Annotated in this window: 17 protein-coding genes and 1 tRNA gene; 8 read left to right on the top strand and 10 right to left on the bottom strand. The window is 66.8% G+C overall.

Going from position 1 to position 14,973, the window contains the following annotated elements; translation table 11 throughout:
• Positions 1 to 89: 89 nt before the first annotated feature.
• The 4 genes from AB4Y72_RS09925 to AB4Y72_RS09910 all read right to left on the bottom strand — a co-directional run bounded on the left by AB4Y72_RS09925 (position 90) and on the right by AB4Y72_RS09910 (position 2,590).
• Entirely contained in the window at positions 90 to 446 is a 357-nt protein-coding gene (locus tag AB4Y72_RS09925; protein ID WP_441425990.1) for a hypothetical protein, read from the bottom strand.
• Between the two features lie 181 nt (positions 447 to 627).
• On the bottom strand, positions 628 to 1,146 hold the full coding sequence (gene ispF, locus AB4Y72_RS09920) for a 2-C-methyl-D-erythritol 2,4-cyclodiphosphate synthase (protein WP_441425989.1): 519 nt from the start codon (positions 1,144 to 1,146) through the stop codon (positions 628 to 630).
• Positions 1,143 to 1,976 (bottom strand): 2-C-methyl-D-erythritol 4-phosphate cytidylyltransferase, encoded by an 834-nt coding sequence (gene ispD, locus AB4Y72_RS09915; protein WP_441425988.1) that lies wholly within the window; start codon positions 1,974 to 1,976, stop codon positions 1,143 to 1,145. The genes ispF and ispD overlap by 4 nt, the downstream gene beginning before the upstream one ends.
• Positions 1,977 to 2,107: 131 nt before the next feature.
• A complete protein-coding gene (locus AB4Y72_RS09910; RefSeq protein ID WP_026266570.1) occupies positions 2,108 to 2,590 on the bottom strand; it encodes a CarD family transcriptional regulator in 483 nt (160 codons plus the stop codon).
• Positions 2,591 to 2,913: 323 nt separating this feature from the next.
• On the opposite strand from AB4Y72_RS09910, the gene AB4Y72_RS09905 reads away from it, so the two are divergent.
• A complete protein-coding gene (locus AB4Y72_RS09905) occupies positions 2,914 to 3,465 on the top strand; it encodes a hypothetical protein (protein ID WP_441426006.1) in 552 nt (183 codons plus the stop codon).
• 118 nt (positions 3,466 to 3,583) lie between these two features.
• Here the strand turns inward: AB4Y72_RS09905 and AB4Y72_RS09900 are convergent, their stop codons facing one another.
• A complete protein-coding gene (locus tag AB4Y72_RS09900; RefSeq protein ID WP_441425987.1) occupies positions 3,584 to 4,264 on the bottom strand; it encodes a response regulator in 681 nt (226 codons plus the stop codon).
• Entirely contained in the window at positions 4,261 to 5,487 is a 1,227-nt protein-coding gene (locus tag AB4Y72_RS09895) for a sensor histidine kinase (RefSeq protein WP_441426005.1), read from the bottom strand. Before AB4Y72_RS09895 ends, AB4Y72_RS09900 begins: the two co-directional genes overlap by 4 nt.
• Positions 5,488 to 5,693: 206 nt before the next feature.
• Between AB4Y72_RS09895 and phoU the strand changes: the two genes are divergently transcribed.
• Positions 5,694 to 6,356, top strand: a complete 663-nt coding sequence (phoU, locus tag AB4Y72_RS09890) for a phosphate signaling complex protein PhoU (RefSeq protein ID WP_441425986.1) — start codon at positions 5,694 to 5,696, stop codon at positions 6,354 to 6,356.
• Positions 6,357 to 6,477: 121 nt separating this feature from the next.
• On the opposite strand, the gene AB4Y72_RS09885 is transcribed toward phoU, so the two are convergent.
• The gene (locus AB4Y72_RS09885; RefSeq protein ID WP_441425985.1) at positions 6,478 to 7,224 is read right to left on the bottom strand and encodes a phosphoglyceromutase; all 747 of its coding nucleotides are present in this window, start codon (positions 7,222 to 7,224) and stop codon (positions 6,478 to 6,480) included.
• A gap of 167 nt (positions 7,225 to 7,391) precedes the next feature.
• On the opposite strand from AB4Y72_RS09885, the gene AB4Y72_RS09880 reads away from it, so the two are divergent.
• Positions 7,392 to 8,240 (top strand): class I SAM-dependent methyltransferase, encoded by an 849-nt coding sequence (locus tag AB4Y72_RS09880; RefSeq protein WP_441425984.1) that lies wholly within the window; start codon positions 7,392 to 7,394, stop codon positions 8,238 to 8,240.
• Positions 8,241 to 8,382: 142 nt separating this feature from the next.
• On the opposite strand, the gene AB4Y72_RS09875 is transcribed toward AB4Y72_RS09880, so the two are convergent.
• Together AB4Y72_RS09875 and AB4Y72_RS09870 are read right to left on the bottom strand one after the other, a co-directional pair.
• Positions 8,383 to 8,736 (bottom strand): DUF2516 family protein, encoded by a 354-nt coding sequence (locus AB4Y72_RS09875; protein ID WP_441425983.1) that lies wholly within the window; start codon positions 8,734 to 8,736, stop codon positions 8,383 to 8,385.
• 9 nt (positions 8,737 to 8,745) lie between these two features.
• Positions 8,746 to 9,942 carry a trans-sulfuration enzyme family protein gene (locus AB4Y72_RS09870; RefSeq protein WP_441425982.1) on the bottom strand — a complete coding sequence of 399 codons (1,197 nt, stop codon included), beginning with the start codon at positions 9,940 to 9,942 and terminating at the stop codon, positions 8,746 to 8,748.
• Positions 9,943 to 10,028: 86 nt separating this feature from the next.
• Between AB4Y72_RS09870 and tmk the strand changes: the two genes are divergently transcribed.
• The 5 genes from tmk (at position 10,029) to AB4Y72_RS09845 (ending at position 14,386) form a co-directional block, all read left to right on the top strand.
• The gene (gene tmk, locus AB4Y72_RS09865; protein ID WP_441425981.1) at positions 10,029 to 10,721 is read left to right on the top strand and encodes a dTMP kinase; all 693 of its coding nucleotides are present in this window, start codon (positions 10,029 to 10,031) and stop codon (positions 10,719 to 10,721) included.
• A complete protein-coding gene (locus tag AB4Y72_RS09860; protein WP_441425980.1) occupies positions 10,718 to 11,860 on the top strand; it encodes a DNA polymerase III subunit delta' in 1,143 nt (380 codons plus the stop codon). Before tmk ends, AB4Y72_RS09860 begins: the two co-directional genes overlap by 4 nt.
• 60 nt (positions 11,861 to 11,920) lie before the next feature.
• On the top strand, positions 11,921 to 13,507 hold the full coding sequence (locus AB4Y72_RS09855) for an alpha/beta hydrolase (protein WP_441425979.1): 1,587 nt from the start codon (positions 11,921 to 11,923) through the stop codon (positions 13,505 to 13,507).
• 115 nt (positions 13,508 to 13,622) lie between these two features.
• Positions 13,623 to 13,695 (top strand) — tRNA-Thr (locus AB4Y72_RS09850).
• A 193-nt stretch (positions 13,696 to 13,888) separates the two neighbouring features.
• Positions 13,889 to 14,386, top strand: coding sequence for a hypothetical protein (locus tag AB4Y72_RS09845; protein WP_441425978.1), 498 nt, complete (start codon positions 13,889 to 13,891; stop codon positions 14,384 to 14,386).
• A gap of 18 nt (positions 14,387 to 14,404) precedes the next feature.
• On the opposite strand, the gene AB4Y72_RS09840 is transcribed toward AB4Y72_RS09845, so the two are convergent.
• Positions 14,405 to 14,965: a DUF805 domain-containing protein gene (locus tag AB4Y72_RS09840; RefSeq protein WP_441425977.1), complete on the bottom strand. Its 561-nt coding sequence runs from the start codon at positions 14,963 to 14,965 to the stop codon at positions 14,405 to 14,407.
• Positions 14,966 to 14,973 lie beyond the last annotated feature (8 nt).

Below are 14,973 nucleotides of genomic sequence, written 5' to 3'. Positions count from 1 at the left end.
AGATTAGCCGATGGCGCTCCGCGGGCTTACCGGCAGCCTAATCTGCGGCGATGACGGGCCGGGCGAGGCTGCGGCCGGTCATCGGCAGGCTATTTGCAGTACTGCCCGATCTTGTTGATCTCTTCCGTGAGCTGGGCCGTCTGTTCTTTCGTCTTGGTCCCCGCCGGGCTCGCGGCGACTTGCTTCATGATGTCGGCCATCTTCTGGATGGGGGCTCCCACCTCCGGGGCCACCTTGTCCGCGACTTCCTGGTAGTGCTGGCCGATTTGGCCGGCCTGCTCCTTCGCGGTCCCGGACGGCACGAAGGTATCGGTGTTGAGGAACTTGCAGCTGTCCGCAACGCTGAGCCTCGGCGTGGGGCTGGGGGTTGGCGGCGTGGCGGGGCTGGCGCAGCCGGTCAGCAGGGTCCCGGCGACGAGTACGACGGCGGTCAGCAGCTTCTTCACGGCAGGTCTCCTGGCAGTTTGAAACGGGATGTCACAGCGGGTCTCCACCCCTCAAGCGTAGGCGACGGAGGCGGCAGTGTTTAGCTTGCCGTGCTTAACCTGCCGTGCTTAACCTGCGGTGCTTAACCTGCAGTGCTCAACCTGCGGTGTGTAGCCGGCAGTGACGTTTAGCCTGCGGTGGTCAGCCGGCCGGGTAGACGAGCGCCGTTGCCACGGCCGAGATCCCCTCGCCCCGGCCGGTGAAGCCGAGCCCGTCGCTCGTGGTGGCCGTGACGCTGACCGGCGCACCGGCGGCGTCGCTGAGGACCCGCTGGGATTCCTCCCGCCGCGGGCCGAATTTGGGTCGGTTGGCCACGAACTGGACGGCGATGTTCCCGATTTCGAAGCCGTGGGCCCGGACAATCCGGGCGGCCTCGGCCAGCAGGGTCACGCCCGACGCCCCGGCATATTCGGGCCGGTCCGTGCCGAAGTGCGTGCCGAGATCCCCGACCCCGCAGGCCGAGAAGAGCGCGTCGGCGGCGGCGTGGGCCACGGGGTCGCCGTCGGAATGGCCGGACAGGCCGCGCTCCCCCTCCCAGAAGAGCCCGCCGAGCCACAGCGGCTGGGGCTCGTTGTCCGCGGCAAAGGCATGGACATCGATGCCGATCCCGGTCCTGGGAAGGACCGGGGGAACGACTGGCGGATTCGTGGACATGCTCATCCCTCCACCCAGCGTGCGCCCAGGGGGCCTTCGAGGAGCCCCTCGGCCAGGATCAGATCCAGGGGCGTGGTGATCTTCAAGGACTGGCTGGCCCCGCGCACAGCGTGGACGGGGACGCCGAGGAGCTCCACGAGCATCGCGTCGTCCGTGACCAGGGCGGCCCGGTCGGCGTCGAACCCGGCGGCAGCCTCGTGGGCCTGCTTGAGGGTGCCGAGGGCGAAGCCCTGCGGCGTCTGCACGGCGCGGAGGAGCTCCCGGGGTGCTGTCCCGGTGACCAGTTCCGGGGCCACCGCGGCGCCGTCGCCAGTTGTGGCTTCCACGGTCTTGACGGTGTCAACCACCGGAATCACCGGGATGACGGCTGCGGCGCCAGCGCCAAGCGCCGCCACCACGCGATGAAACACGGATTCCGGCGCCAGTGCCCGGGCGGCATCGTGGACCAGCACGGAGTCCACCTCGGGCAGGAGCGCTGCCATTGCGGCCCGGACTGAATCGGCGCGGCTCGCCCCGCCGTCGACCACCGTCACGACCGGAACCTGGATACCGTGACTGGATGCCGCCGTGCGGCGGTGCAAGGCGGCAAGTTCCTGCTCGAACGCCGCGCAGATCGCCTTCAGCTCGGAATCTCCCGGGGGGACGGCGACGCAGATCTGCTGCGCGATCCCGGCGGCCGCCACACCGCGCAAGGCGTGGGTGAGGATGCTGTCCCCGCCCAGCGGCACCCGGGCCTTCGGCATGCCATAGCCCAGGCGCTGGCCGGAGCCGGCAGCCACAACAATGACCGCCGTAACGGGACCGGCCGGTGACGTTTTCGTCGGTGCAGTATCCATGCGCACAAGACTACGTCCCCGCGCCCCGGAGGATCCCAACTGGCGGGATTTGGGCAAAAAGAAGCCCCGGCGGCCTGACGCCACCGGGGTTCGATTCTTATCCGTGCCGGCCCTGCTGGGGCCAGCCTCTGCTAGGAAGCCAGGACCTCGTCGAGAACGCTTGCGGCCTTCTCTTCATCGGTCTTTTCAGCCAGTGCCAGTTCCGAAATCAGGATCTGACGGGCCTTGGCCAGCATGCGCTTCTCTCCGGCGGAGAGACCCCGGTCGTGATCGCGGCGCCAGAGATCGCGGACGACCTCCGCTACCTTGATGACGTCACCGGAAGCAAGCTTTTCCAGGTTTGCCTTGTAACGACGTGACCAGTTCGTGGGCTCCTCAGTGAACTCGGCCCGCAGCACGTCGAATACGTGCTCCAAGCCTTCCTTGCCCACTACATCCCGAACCCCAACCAGGTCAACGTTTTCTGCTGGAACTTCAATGGTCAGATCACCCTGAGCCACCTTGAGCTTGAGATACATTTTCTCTTCGCCCTTGACGGTGCGCATCTTGATTTCTTCAATTTTGGCTGCACCGTGGTGAGGGTAAACTACTGTCTCGCCGACCTCAAAAACCATGTGGACATTCCCCTTTCCCGCAGACCAGTTTATCACGATTAAGGCATACAACTGGCATCTAAACGGGCCGGGAACCGCATGAATCCGGGGAAAATGGCCTCAATCCACCCCCTCAAACCCCTTGACGGATGCAGATAATAGTGCCTCCTGACCTAACTGCCAAGAGGTTTCGGACCCCGTACGGACCGGCTCCGGACACCCGGGACGCGCGCCTGCGCGCGCCTATGTGTAGGCGCCGAATCCTCGTTTGGGCCGATTGCGGCTAGGCTATGGCTGAATAATGTTTCAAGACTCGAGGAGTGCGTGACGTGCGTTTCACTGCGATGAACCGGGGCCAGCGCGGCAAGCTGGCAATGGCAACGGCTGCACTTGGCATCGGCCTGTTGTCCCTGACCGGTTGCGGCTACATCAACCCCCAGCAGACCTCGCAGCAGTACGCGGCATCGGACGGAACCCGCACTGATCTCGGGCCGCTGCAGCTGCGCAACTTCATCATCGTCGCCGACGGCGCTGACAAGCCGGGCCGCGTGATCGGCGCCGTGTACAACACCTCGTCCAAGGACGTCGTGCTGACCATCAAGGGCACAGACGGCTCGCAGACCCAGGTTCCGGTCAAGCAGAACTCCCACACCATGCTCAACGACACCTCTGACGCGGCTATCCTGAACCCCGCCGGCGCCAAGCCGGGCGCCATCGTCGAGGTCACCATCTCGGAGAACGGCACCAACCAGGACGCCAAGTTCAAGGTTCCGGTCATGGACGGCACGATTGTCGACTACAAGAAGTACCTGCCGACGTCGGAGCCGACGGCCAGCAGCACGGCGACCTCCACCGAGACGGCCACGCCGACGCCGAGCAGCACCGTTAGCCCCTAGCCTCCGCGGCTGGACGCCCCGCCAAGGGACGCACTGCAAAAGGAGGGGCACCTGCGGGTGCCCCTCCTTTTGCATGCCGTGTGTTCTTTTTGCGGGGTGGTCGTACGCAGGGTGTTTTTTAGGGCTCGAACTTGTAGCCCAGCCCGCGGACGGTGATCAGGTACCGCGGCGCGGAGGCATCCGGTTCGATCTTGCTGCGCAGCCGCTTGACGTGGACGTCGAGGGTCTTGGTGTCCCCCACGTAATCCGAGCCCCAGACCCTGTCGATCAGCTGGCCGCGGGTCAGGACCCGGCCGGAGTTCCGCAGCAGCATCTCGAGCAGCTCGAACTCCTTAAGCGGCAAGGCGACCTGCTCGCCGCCGACGCTCACCACGTGGCGTTCAATATCCATCCGGACAGGACCGGCCTGCACCGTGCTGGAGACGAGTTCCTCCGGCTCGCTCTGGCGCCGCAGGACAGCCCGCACCCGGGCGACGAGTTCGCGCGAGGAGTACGGCTTGGTGACGTAGTCGTCGGCGCCCAGCTCGAGCCCTACCACCTTGTCGATTTCCGAGTCCTTGGCCGTCAGCATGATGACGGGAACCCCGGAGCGCTGCCTGAGCTGGCGGCATACCTCGGTGCCTGACTGACCGGGCAGCTGCAGGTCCAGGAGCACGAGGTCGGCGCCGTTGCGGTCGAATTCGGTGATGGCGTCGAGTCCATTGTCCACCACGGCGACGTCAAACCCTTCTTTACCCAGCAGGTATGACAGTGGGTCGCTGAAGGACTCCTCGTCCTCGACAATAAGAATCCTGCTCAAGCGGTAGCTCCTTGCTCATGGACGCCGGCGGCGTCACGTCGTTGCGGTCTGGGGTCCGGGCCGGAGGGACGGGCTGCGGCTTTACCGGCCTCGTCGGCGTCGCCCTGGCCTTCCATCTCGGGAAGTCGAATGGTGAACGTGGAACCTTGGCCGGGCTGGGACCACAGGGTCACCTCGCCGCCGTGGTTGGAAATGACGTGTTTGACGATGCTCAGGCCCAGGCCCGTGCCTCCGGTGTGCCGCGACCGGGCGGCATCCACCCGGTAGAAGCGTTCGAAGACACGCTCCTGGTCCTCCGGGCTGAGCCCTTCGCCCTGGTCCGTCACCGAGACGGCCACCAGTCCGTCCTTGGCCCGGATGCCGATGCCCACCTTGGTGTTCTCGGGCGAGTAGCGGATGGCGTTGTCGATCAGGTTGCGCAGGGCCGTCACAAGGAGATCCTGGTCGCCATAGACCCTGGCATCCGCGTGCCCGCCGACCACCAACTGGATGTTCTTGCTCTCGGCCGGCAGCTGGGAACGGTCCACGGCCTCGCTGACCACTGTGTTGATGTCCACCGGCCGCCCCTGCTGCGCGACGTCGGCGCCCTGCAGCCGCGAAAGTTCGATGATGTCCTGGACCAGGGCCGCGAGCCGCGTCGATTCCTTATGCATGCGTTTGGCGAAGCGCTTCACGGCCTCGGGGTCGTCAGCTGACGATTCGAGGGCCTCGGCCAGGAGGGAGATCGCCCCCACCGGTGTCTTCAGCTCGTGCGAGACGTTGGCGACAAAGTCGTTGCGGACTTCCTCGGTGCGGGTGAATTCCGTGCGGTCGTCGGCCAGCAGAAGGATATATTCCTCCGTGATCACCGCTGCCCGGACCTGCACAACGATCGTCCCCTGGCCCAGCGGGCCGCGCGGCAGCTCCAGCTGCCTTTCCAGGATGACGCCGTCCCGCCGCACCTTGGCGGTCATTTCCAGCAGCTGCTGGTGCACCAGGGTGTGGCCGCGGACCAGGCCATAGGCATACGCGGCCGGGCTTGCACGGACCACGCCGTCGATCGCATCGACCACCACGAACGCGCGGCCGAGCACAGCGAGCACCTCCGCGGCGCCCTCGGGCAGCGAGGGGTCGTCGACGTCGACGTCGACAATGTGCCGCTGCTGCTCACTCACCCGGAATGCGAGGACGCCGAACATGCCAAACGAGAGGCCGATAAGGCCGGCGATCACGCCGATGAGCATTGGATCCACGGCTCCAGCTTATGCTCTGCCACGAGGCCAAAACTGAAATCTCCTGCGTTTCCGGCACCGGTTCAGCTAACGTTCACCTATTGGCGCTCAACAGTTCACCGGACACTGAAAGAGTGGAGCGTTGGAGCGCTGTTAGGTGAACCGAAATAGGCCCGCCCTTCAACGGCAGGCAATATTTCCGAGGAAAGGACGCACACGTGCGTAAGGTTTTTCAGGAGGAGCTCGCCCAAGTCAGGGAACAGCTCGTCGAGATCTCAACGCTGGTCACAGAGGCCATCGACAAGGCGACGACGGCATTTGAGGGCGCCGATATCGACCTCGCTGAGGACGTGATTGCCGCCGATGCCCGCATCGACTTCCTGCAGAACAGCCTCGACGAGCGCGCCATCGACATCCTGGCCCTCCAGGGTCCGGTGGCGAGTGATCTGCGCATGCTCGTTGGTTCGCTCCGGATGAGCGCCTCGCTCGAACGCATGGGCGACCTCGCCCGCCACCTCGCCCAGCTGGCGCGCCTGCGGTATCCCGCGAATGTGGTTCCGGATCAGTTGCGGGAGACGTTCAAGAGCTTCGCGGAGCAGGACCTGCTGATCGCCCAGAAGCTCACGGAGCTGCTCGCCACCCGCGACCTCGGCGTGGCCCGGGAAATTTTGAAGGCCAACAACGCCGTCAACGACCTTCACTTGAGCGTCTTCAAGGCGATCGCGCGCAGCGACTGGCAGGAGTCGGCGGCCACCACGGTGGACGTCGCCCTGGCCAGCCGCTACTTTGAGCGCTTCGCCGACCACGGCGTCTCCGTTGCCCAGAAGGTCACGTACCTGGTCACCGGCGCGTGGCAGCCGCACGCGATCGAACACAGCTGACGAGGGACTTCCCGCTGGCACAACGACGGCGTCCGGTCACCTTGGGGGTGACCGGACGCCGTCGTTTGTGCTGTTGCGCTGTGCTGTGTGGCGCTTCGTGCCGTTCGGGGGCAGGAGCCGCTTACTTCTTGCCCTGGTTGGCGACTGCCTTGATGGACTCGGCGGCGGCCTCGGGGTCGAGGTAGGTGCCACCCGGGTTCAGCGGCTTGAAGTCCTCATCCAGTTCGTAGACCAGCGGAATGCCGGTGGGGATGTTCAGGCCTGCGATGTCCTCGTCGCTGATCCCGTCAAGGTGTTTGACCAGGGCGCGGAGCGAGTTGCCGTGGGCGGTGACCAGGACGGTCTTCCCGGCCCGCAGGTCCTCCTTGATGTCCGATTCCCAGTACGGCATGAGCCGGATCAGCACATCCTTGAGGCATTCGGTGCGCGGGACGGCGTCGCCGAGGTCCGCGTAACGCGGGTCCCCCACCTGGGAGAACTCGGAATCGTCGGCCAGGGGCGGCGGCGGGGTGTCGTAGGACCGGCGCCACAGCATGAACTGCTCCTCGCCGAATTCGGCCAGGGTCTGGGCCTTGTCCTTGCCCTGCAGCGCGCCGTAGTGGCGCTCGTTGAGCCGCCAGTCACGCTTGACGTCGATCCAGCCGCGGTCGGCCTTCTCGAGGGCCAGGTTTGCCGTGTTGATGGCCCGCTTCAGCCTCGAGGTGTAGAGGATGTCGGGGAGGATGTTGTTCTCCACGAGGAGCTCGCCGCCGCGAACCGCCTCGGCGCGGCCCTGGTCGTTCAGGTCAACGTCCACCCAGCCGGTGAACAGGTTCTTGGCGTTCCATTCGCTGTGGCCGTGGCGCAGCAGAATCAGCTTGTAGGTCATGGTTTTCATCCTAGCCGAGCCCCCGGACACAGCGCAGAGCGTTACAGGGTGCGGTTGACGGTGCGCGCTTCACTGCAACGCGGGGTCACATCGCGCCCATCCCGGCGCCCGACATGGGCCGGATCTGACCCCGCGTTGCTTTGAGGCGTGCAGGATAGGCTTGGGCGGTGGTGCAGAAGGCTGAGCGGGTGCTGTCCCCCCGGAACCAGGGCGGAACGAGAGGCGGCGCGCGTGGCGGCAGGCCCGTGGGCAACGTGACCCGTGGCACCACGAACCCCAACCGAATGCGCCGCGTGGACCGCTGGCTGACCGGGCCGCAGGCCTGGCGGCTGCGAGCCGCGGCCCATCCGCTCGCCGTCGACCTCGGCTACGGCGCCTCGCCGGCCACCGCCGTCGAGCTCTTCGACCGTCTCTCCGCCGTGCGCCCGGACATGCGGGTGACGGGAATCGAGATCGAACCGGAACGGGTCCGGCAGGCCCAGGCACTGGAACGGCCCGGCCTGAGTTTCCAGCTGGGTGGCTTTGAACTGCCCGTGGCCGGAGATCCCGTGCTGGTCCGCGCCTTCAACGTGCTGCGGCAATACGAGGAAGCCGATGTGCCCGGCATCTGGCGGCTCGTGCAGGACCGCCTCGCCCCGGGCGGGCTGTTCATCGACGGCACGTGCGATGAAATCGGGCGCCGCGCCGCCTGGGTGGCGCTCGACGCCGAGCGGCCGCTGAGCCTCAGCGTGTCCATGCGCTTCGGTGCCTTCACGCTGCCCTCGGACGTCGCCGAACGGCTGCCGAAGGCCCTGATCCACCGCAACGTGCCCGGCGAGAAAATCCACGCCTACCTTCAGGCGATGGACCGGGCCTGGCTGGAGGCGGCGCCGCTGGCGGCGTTCGGGAACAGCCAGCGCTTCACAGCAATGTGCCGTGCACTGCTCGACGCCGGCTGGCCCGTCCAGAACGGCCCGTCGCGCTGGCGGCTGGGCGAAGTGACGGTCGGCTGGGAAGCCGTGGCACCGGGGAGTTAGTGCTCTGGAAGGACTTAAACGGGCCCACACCGGCAGGGTTCCCTGAGCGAGCTTGCGAGCTCAGGGAACCGGTGGGTGGGCCCACGCCGGCGGGGTTCCCTGAGCGAGCTTGCGAGCTTCGAGCTTAGGGGGCCGGTGGGGACTACCAGGGGCCGTAGGGGCCCATGTTGCGGCCGCGGCCGGCGTCCTTGACCGCGGGACGGACGTCCGCGAGGTACACGGACGCGGCCGTCACGGCCGCCAGCCCGAAAATTCCGAGCGACCCGGCGCCGCCACCGCCGCTCAGTTGCGAAAGAAGGGAGAACAGGCCCACCGCGAACGCGCCGCCCGTCAGGGCCAGCCAGAAGGTCTTGGTCCGTTTCGATACTGCCTCGAACGCGTTGGCCTTGTGCCGGAGGCAGTCGAAAAACGCCCAGGCCTCCAGGGCAAAGGCCACGACGGCCAGGACCAGGTAGATCCCGTATTCGACAAAGGAAATGAGTATGCGTCCGTCCACTCCCCCAGCCTAGCCGCCCAGCGTCCTCAATGCCTGTTCCAAATCGGCCCAAAGGTCTTCCACGTTTTCAATTCCCACGCTCATCCGGACCAGGTTGTCCGGCACGCTCTCCGGCTCGGCCGTGTGCCGGCGCCGGCGTTCGATCAGTGACTCCACCCCGCCCAGGGACGTCGCCGGCAGCCAGAGTTTCAGGGCCCGGATCATGCGGTCGGCCGCCTCGGCGCCGCTGTGGCCACCGTTCTGACCGGCAACCGGCGCCACCTCGATACACAGGACGGAACCGAAACCCTTCATCTGGGCCTTGGCCCGCTCGTGGCCGGGGTCCGAGGCCAGCCCCGGGAAGCGGATGCCGGCGACCCCCGGGTGGCCGCTCAGCCGTTCGGCCAGGACGCGGGCCGACGCCTGCGAGCGTTCGATCCGCAGGGCCAGGGTGCGGAGCCCGCGCAGCGCCAGCCACGCCTCGAACGGCCCTGCGATTCCGCCGTGGATGGTGCGGTGGTGCAGCAGCGAGGCGCGGAGATCGGCGTCGGACGTCACCAGCGCCCCGAGCACGACGTCGGAGTGCCCGGACAGGTACTTGGTCACCGAATGCAGTACGACGTCGGAGCCCAGGGCCAGCGGCTGCTGCACCAGCGGGGTGGAAAAGGTGTTGTCCGTGACGACGATTGCGCCGGCCTCATGGGCCGCGGCGGTCAGAGCCCGCATGTCCGCGATGCCGAGCATGGGGTTGGTGGGGCTCTCCAGCCACAGCATGCTGGCGGGCCGCCCGCCGGCCGGGGCAAGTGCGGCCAGGACGGCGTCGGTGTCCGCGATGTCCACCGTCCGCAATTCCAGGAACCCCTTGTCCGCCATCTCGGTGGCCATGGTGACCGAGCCCGCGTAGCTGTGCGACGGCATCACGAGCACGCCCTGCGCCGGCACCAGGGACAGCGCCGAACTGACGGCGGCGAGTCCCGAGGCGTAGAGCAGGCCAGGCAGCTCCGCGCCCTCCAATTGGCCCAATGCCTCTTCGAAGGGGTCCCACGTGGGATTGGAATACCGGCCGTAACCGCGGTCGCCGTCGCCCAGCGGTCCCGTGCCGAAGTAGGTCGAGGACAGCACCAGCGGCGGGTTGACCGGCTCGTCGCGGGTGCGCGGCGGGCGCCCTGCCGCCACAACCAGGGAATCCGGCGAAAGCGTGGCCGCCTGCTCTTCAGAAAGACTCATGGCATCAGGGTACGTGGGCGCCCCGCAGCGTACCCAAGCCGTTACGCCGCATCTCCGGTGTCGGTGATTGTCGGTAGTCTAGAACCGTGACTACCCAGAGCCCCGGAGCGTCCCCTCAACTGTTGCCCAGACCGTTGCCCGGACTGTTCATTGCCTTCGAGGGCGGAGACGGCGCCGGCAAGTCCACCCAGGCGGCTGAACTCGCCAAAGCTCTGAATTCGCGCGGCTTCACCGTGCTGCGGACCCGGGAACCGGGCGGCACGCCGATCGGTGAGAAGCTGCGCTCCTTAGTTCTGGATCACGGCCACGGCCACATCGATGCCCACACCGAGGCTCTGATTTTCGCGGCGTCCCGGGCCGCGCACGCGAGCCAGGTCATCCGGCCCGCCCTGGAACGCGGCGAGATCGTCCTGACGGACCGGTACATTGACTCTTCGGTGGCTTACCAGGGCGCCGGCCGGGGCCTTGGAACGGACGCGGTCCGGGACATCAACGCCTGGGCGACGTCGGGCCTGCAGCCGGACCTGACAGTTCTTCTCGACGTCGAGCCCGCCGTCGGCCGGCAACGGCGCACGGCCGGCGATGCCGCCGAAGACCGCCTCGAGTCCGAGGCCGACGAATTCCATGCCAGGATCCGGGCAGCCTTCCTGGACCTGGCCTCGGCCCGGCCGGAAGCCTATCTGGTGCTGCCCGCCCGCCTGCCCGTCGCCGAACTCGCCGCACGGATCTTCGAGCGCGTCGAGTCCCTGCTGGCCGTCGCCCAAAGCCGCACGGCATGACCGTCTGGGACGATCTCCAGGGCCAGGACGCCGTGGTGGCCCAGCTGCGCCAAGCAGCCCAGGGCGAAGGGCTCACCCATGCGTGGCTTTTCACCGGGCCGCCCGGTTCCGGCCGCTCCAACGCCGCGAAGGCCTTCGCCGCGGCATTGAACTGTGACCAGGAGGACGTGGGCCTGCGCGGCTGCGGCGAATGCCCGGCCTGCCTGACCATCCTCGGCGAAACCCATTCCGACGTCGCATTCGTGCGCACGGAGAAAGTCACCATCACCATCGACGAGGCTCGCGAGCTCGTGGCCACCGCCGGAAACCGCCCGTCGTCGGGACGGTGGCGGATCATCGTGGTGGAGGATGCGGACCGGATGGCCGAGCGGACCACCAACGTCCTGCTCAAAGCCATCGAGGAACCCACCCCCCGCACCGTCTGGATGCTTTGCGCGCCCTCCCCCGCCGACGTCCTCGTGACCATCCGCTCCCGCTGCCGTGCGGTGGCGCTGCGGCTGCCGCCCGCCGCGGACGTCGCGGCCCTGCTGGTCAAGCGCGACGGCGTCGACCCGGCGGTTGCCGAGCGCGCTGCCCGTGCCGCGCAAAGCCACGTCGGAATCGCACGCCGCCTGGCCCGGGACCCCGAAGCCCGTGAGCGCCGCCTCGAAACCGTGCGGTTTCCGTTGTCCCTCCGCGGCGTCACGGCAGCGGTCATGATGGCCGAGAAGCTGGTCAAGATCGCCACCGAGGAAGCCACCAGCTCGAATGACGAGCGCGATGCCGCCGAGAAGACCGCGCTGTTGGCCACGCTCGGGGCGCCCGAAAGCGGCACGCTGCCGCCGGCCATGCGGGGCCAGGTCAAGCAACTCGAGGACGACCAGAAACGCCGCGCCAAGCGCTCCGTCACCGATTCCCTTGACCGCACGCTGACGGACCTGCTGTCCTTTTACCGGGATGTCCTGATCATCCAGATGGGGAACGCCGTGGAACTCGTCAACCTTGAACTCAGAAGTGAACTCGAAGACTTCGCTTCCCGTTCCACCGCCGAAGTGACCCTTGGCCGCATGGACGCCATCAACAAGGCCCGCAAACGGATCACCACCACCAACGTGGCTCCCCTGCTGGCGATCGAGTCCATGGCTTCCAGCCTGATTTGACGGCCCCGGCCGCTCCCCAGAACATCTTCGCTTTCGTTCCTATCCTCCAAGGAGAATCGCATGAAGCCTGCTCGACCCCAGTCCGCGAGAACCCGATCCCTGGCGATCGGCATGCGGGCCGTCGGAGCCGTGGCCGTGGCCCTGACACTGGCCTCGTGCAGCCTTTTCGGCGGTGGCAGCGGCGGTGGGTCCAGTGCCGCAACACCGGGCGCGGCAGCGGGCCAGCCGGACCCCTCAATCGCGGCTGCGGCGCCGGCGGAACTGCGCAGCTTCTATTCCCAGCAGCTCGATTGGAAGCCGTGCGAGGGCAGCTTCCAGTGTGCCAAGGTTAAGGTCCCGCTGGACTACAGCAAGCCTGACGGCGACAGCATTGAACTTGCCGTCATCAAGCTCGCCACGAAGGGCGACAAGAAGGGCACCCTGCTGGTCAACCCGGGCGGCCCGGGCGGCTCGGGCTACGACTTCGTCAGGGACGCGGCTAACACCAACATTTCGGAGAAGGTCCGGTCCGCGTACGACATTGTGGGCTTCGACCCCCGCGGCGTGAAGCGCTCCGCTCCCGTCACCTGCCTCACGGACAAGGAACGCGACGCATCCCGCGCCAAGACTTACGCCCTGGACACGGACGCCGGGCTGAACGCCGCCCTGGCGGACAACAAGGCCATCGCGGCCAAATGCGCGGAGAAAACCGGTCCGGTCCTGGGCCACATCGATACGGTCAGCGCCGCCAAGGACCTCGACATCCTGCGCGGAGTGGCCAATGACACCAAGCTGAACTACCTGGGCTATTCCTACGGGACCCTCCTGGGCGCCACCTACGCGTCGCTGTTCCCGGACAACGTCGGCCGGCTGGTCCTCGACGGCGCCCTTGACCCGTCACTGAGCAACGAGGAACTGACCCGGGGCCAGACGGTGGCCTTCGATAAGGCCCTCCACACCTACGTCGCCAACTGCCAGCAAACGTCCGGATGCCCGCTCACGGGCAGCACCGAGAACGGCGTCCAGCAGATCCGCAACGCCATCAACGCCGCGGAAACCAACCCGCTGCCCGTGAAGGACGGCCGGAAGGTCTCGGGCACGACGTTCGTCAACGGCCTCATCATCCCGCTCTATAACAACGAAAACTGGCCGATCCTCACCCGGGCGCTCGGGCAGGCCTTGTCCGGCGACGGCACGGGCATGATGCAGCTTGCCGACTTCGGCGCCGACCGGGACCCCAACGGCACCTACACGTCGAACAGCACCTTCGCCTTCAACGCCATCAACTGCCTGGACTACCCGATGGTCTCTGACACCGCGTCCATGCGGGCCGAGGACCAAAAGCTGCGCCAGCTCTCGCCGACGCTGGGTTATTACTTCGCCTACGGCGGAACCAACTGCAAGGACTGGCCCTACAAGAACGTGCGGACCCCTGCCCCGGTGGAGTACAAGGGTTCGGCCCCGATTGTTGTTGTGGGCACCACCGGCGATCCGGCCACCCCGATCGAATGGGCCCGCGCCCTGCGCAAGCAGCTCGGGAATGCCTCGCTGCTGACGTGGAAGGGTGAGGGCCACACGGCCTACGGCCGCTCCAACAGCTGCATCGGCAACGCCGTCGATGATTACTTCGTGGACGGCAAGGTCCCGGCGGACAACACCGTCTGCTAGGCACTTTCTTCCCGACGGCGGGGGACTGCGAGCGTTCATTTTGACCCGGACGCAGGGACTCTATTAGAGTTGTCTCTTGCATGATCCGCCCGGTTCGCCGGGCTTTCACGTGGTTGCTTCCTTAGCTCAGTTGGTAGAGCGTCTCACTCGTAATGAGAAGGTCGCCAGTTCGATTCTGGCAGGAAGCTCGGTAAGAACCCCCGGAAATCAACGATTTCCGGGGGTTCTGTCGTTTACGTTGACAACCGCAAACGGTGAGGCAGCCGCGTAATTTCGCCGGGCGCGCCAACATCTGGAAACGCGATAACTTGTATTTCCAAGGACCGCCCGTAGACTCGGCCCATGCTTGGACCTGGGGGAACGAGGACAGCCCGCTGCGCTGTGGCATTCATTATTGGCATGCTTCTGACCGGCGGCTTGGCTTCCTGCGCCTACGAGAGCGATGGGGATCCACGTCCGACGGCGGTCGGGCAAAGTCAGCGACCCGCGCCCTCCGTCCCGACGAAGGCGCCGGAAATTATTGACGTGGAGGCGGGCAACTACGACGAACTGCACCGGCGCCTGGCCACGGCGCAAGGCCCACTTCTCCTTGCCGACGACGGACCGGCTGACGGGCCGGGGGTCGGCTTCAGAAAATCCGCGACGGTGACGACTGCGGGTCCGTACACGGTCACCGCGGCATGTGTTGGCACGCCCAGCGCCCAGATTTTCCTCTCCCAAGATGGGGCCGAGCCGCTGTCCCTGGACGTCGATTGTTCGGGGGTCCTGTCGAGGGTCGTCCTGCTGCGGAAGGGACCCATCGGAGCCCAACTGACCCGGCACGACCCGACCGGTGCATGGCGTGGGGCAGTGGCCGGGATAAAGATCACGGTTCCGTGAGGCTGACGAGCCCGCGGTTCAGCGTACGGCGCCCGTTTTCCAGGTGGGGACGTCGAACCGCTGGCCCTCAGGCTTGGAATCCTGCAGGGTGAACACGAGGAGGACGAGGCCGCCGATAAACGGGACGAAGCTGAGGAGGACCATCCAGCCGCTGCGGTTCGAGTCGTGGAGGCGACGGACCAGGAGGGCAAGGGACGGGATGAAGGTGGCCAGAAGCCAAATGCCGGCGAGCGCGAGCCCGACAAAGTAGACGGCGCCGAGTTTCCCCCCGCCGGAGCGGCCGGCCAGCATGAGGAGGTTCGTCACGCCGGAGACAACACCGGAGACGAGCGCCCACCACCAGTATTCGCTCCGGCTGGCGCGTCCGGAGAACGTGGCATACTTCATGAAGAAGCGCGCCACTGCCTCTCCGAAGCTCGCGCTATACAGGGGTGCCCAGAGCGGTACCGGCCCGGACGCCGCGCCCGGGTACGCCGGAGCGGCGTACGGGTTCGACGCCCACCCCGTGCTCTGCCGCGGCTGTTCGCTCGGCCACAGCTGCTGGCCGGTGCCCTGCGGGCGGTGATAAGGATCAGACATGTGGTGCT

The sequence above is a fragment of the Arthrobacter sp. YAF34 genome, from assembly GCF_052113245.1.
Taxonomy (GTDB): Bacteria; Actinomycetota; Actinomycetes; order Actinomycetales; family Micrococcaceae; genus Arthrobacter.
The sequence above is the reverse complement of the archived record's forward strand: the minus strand, read 5'-3'. Positions and strand labels throughout refer to the sequence as shown.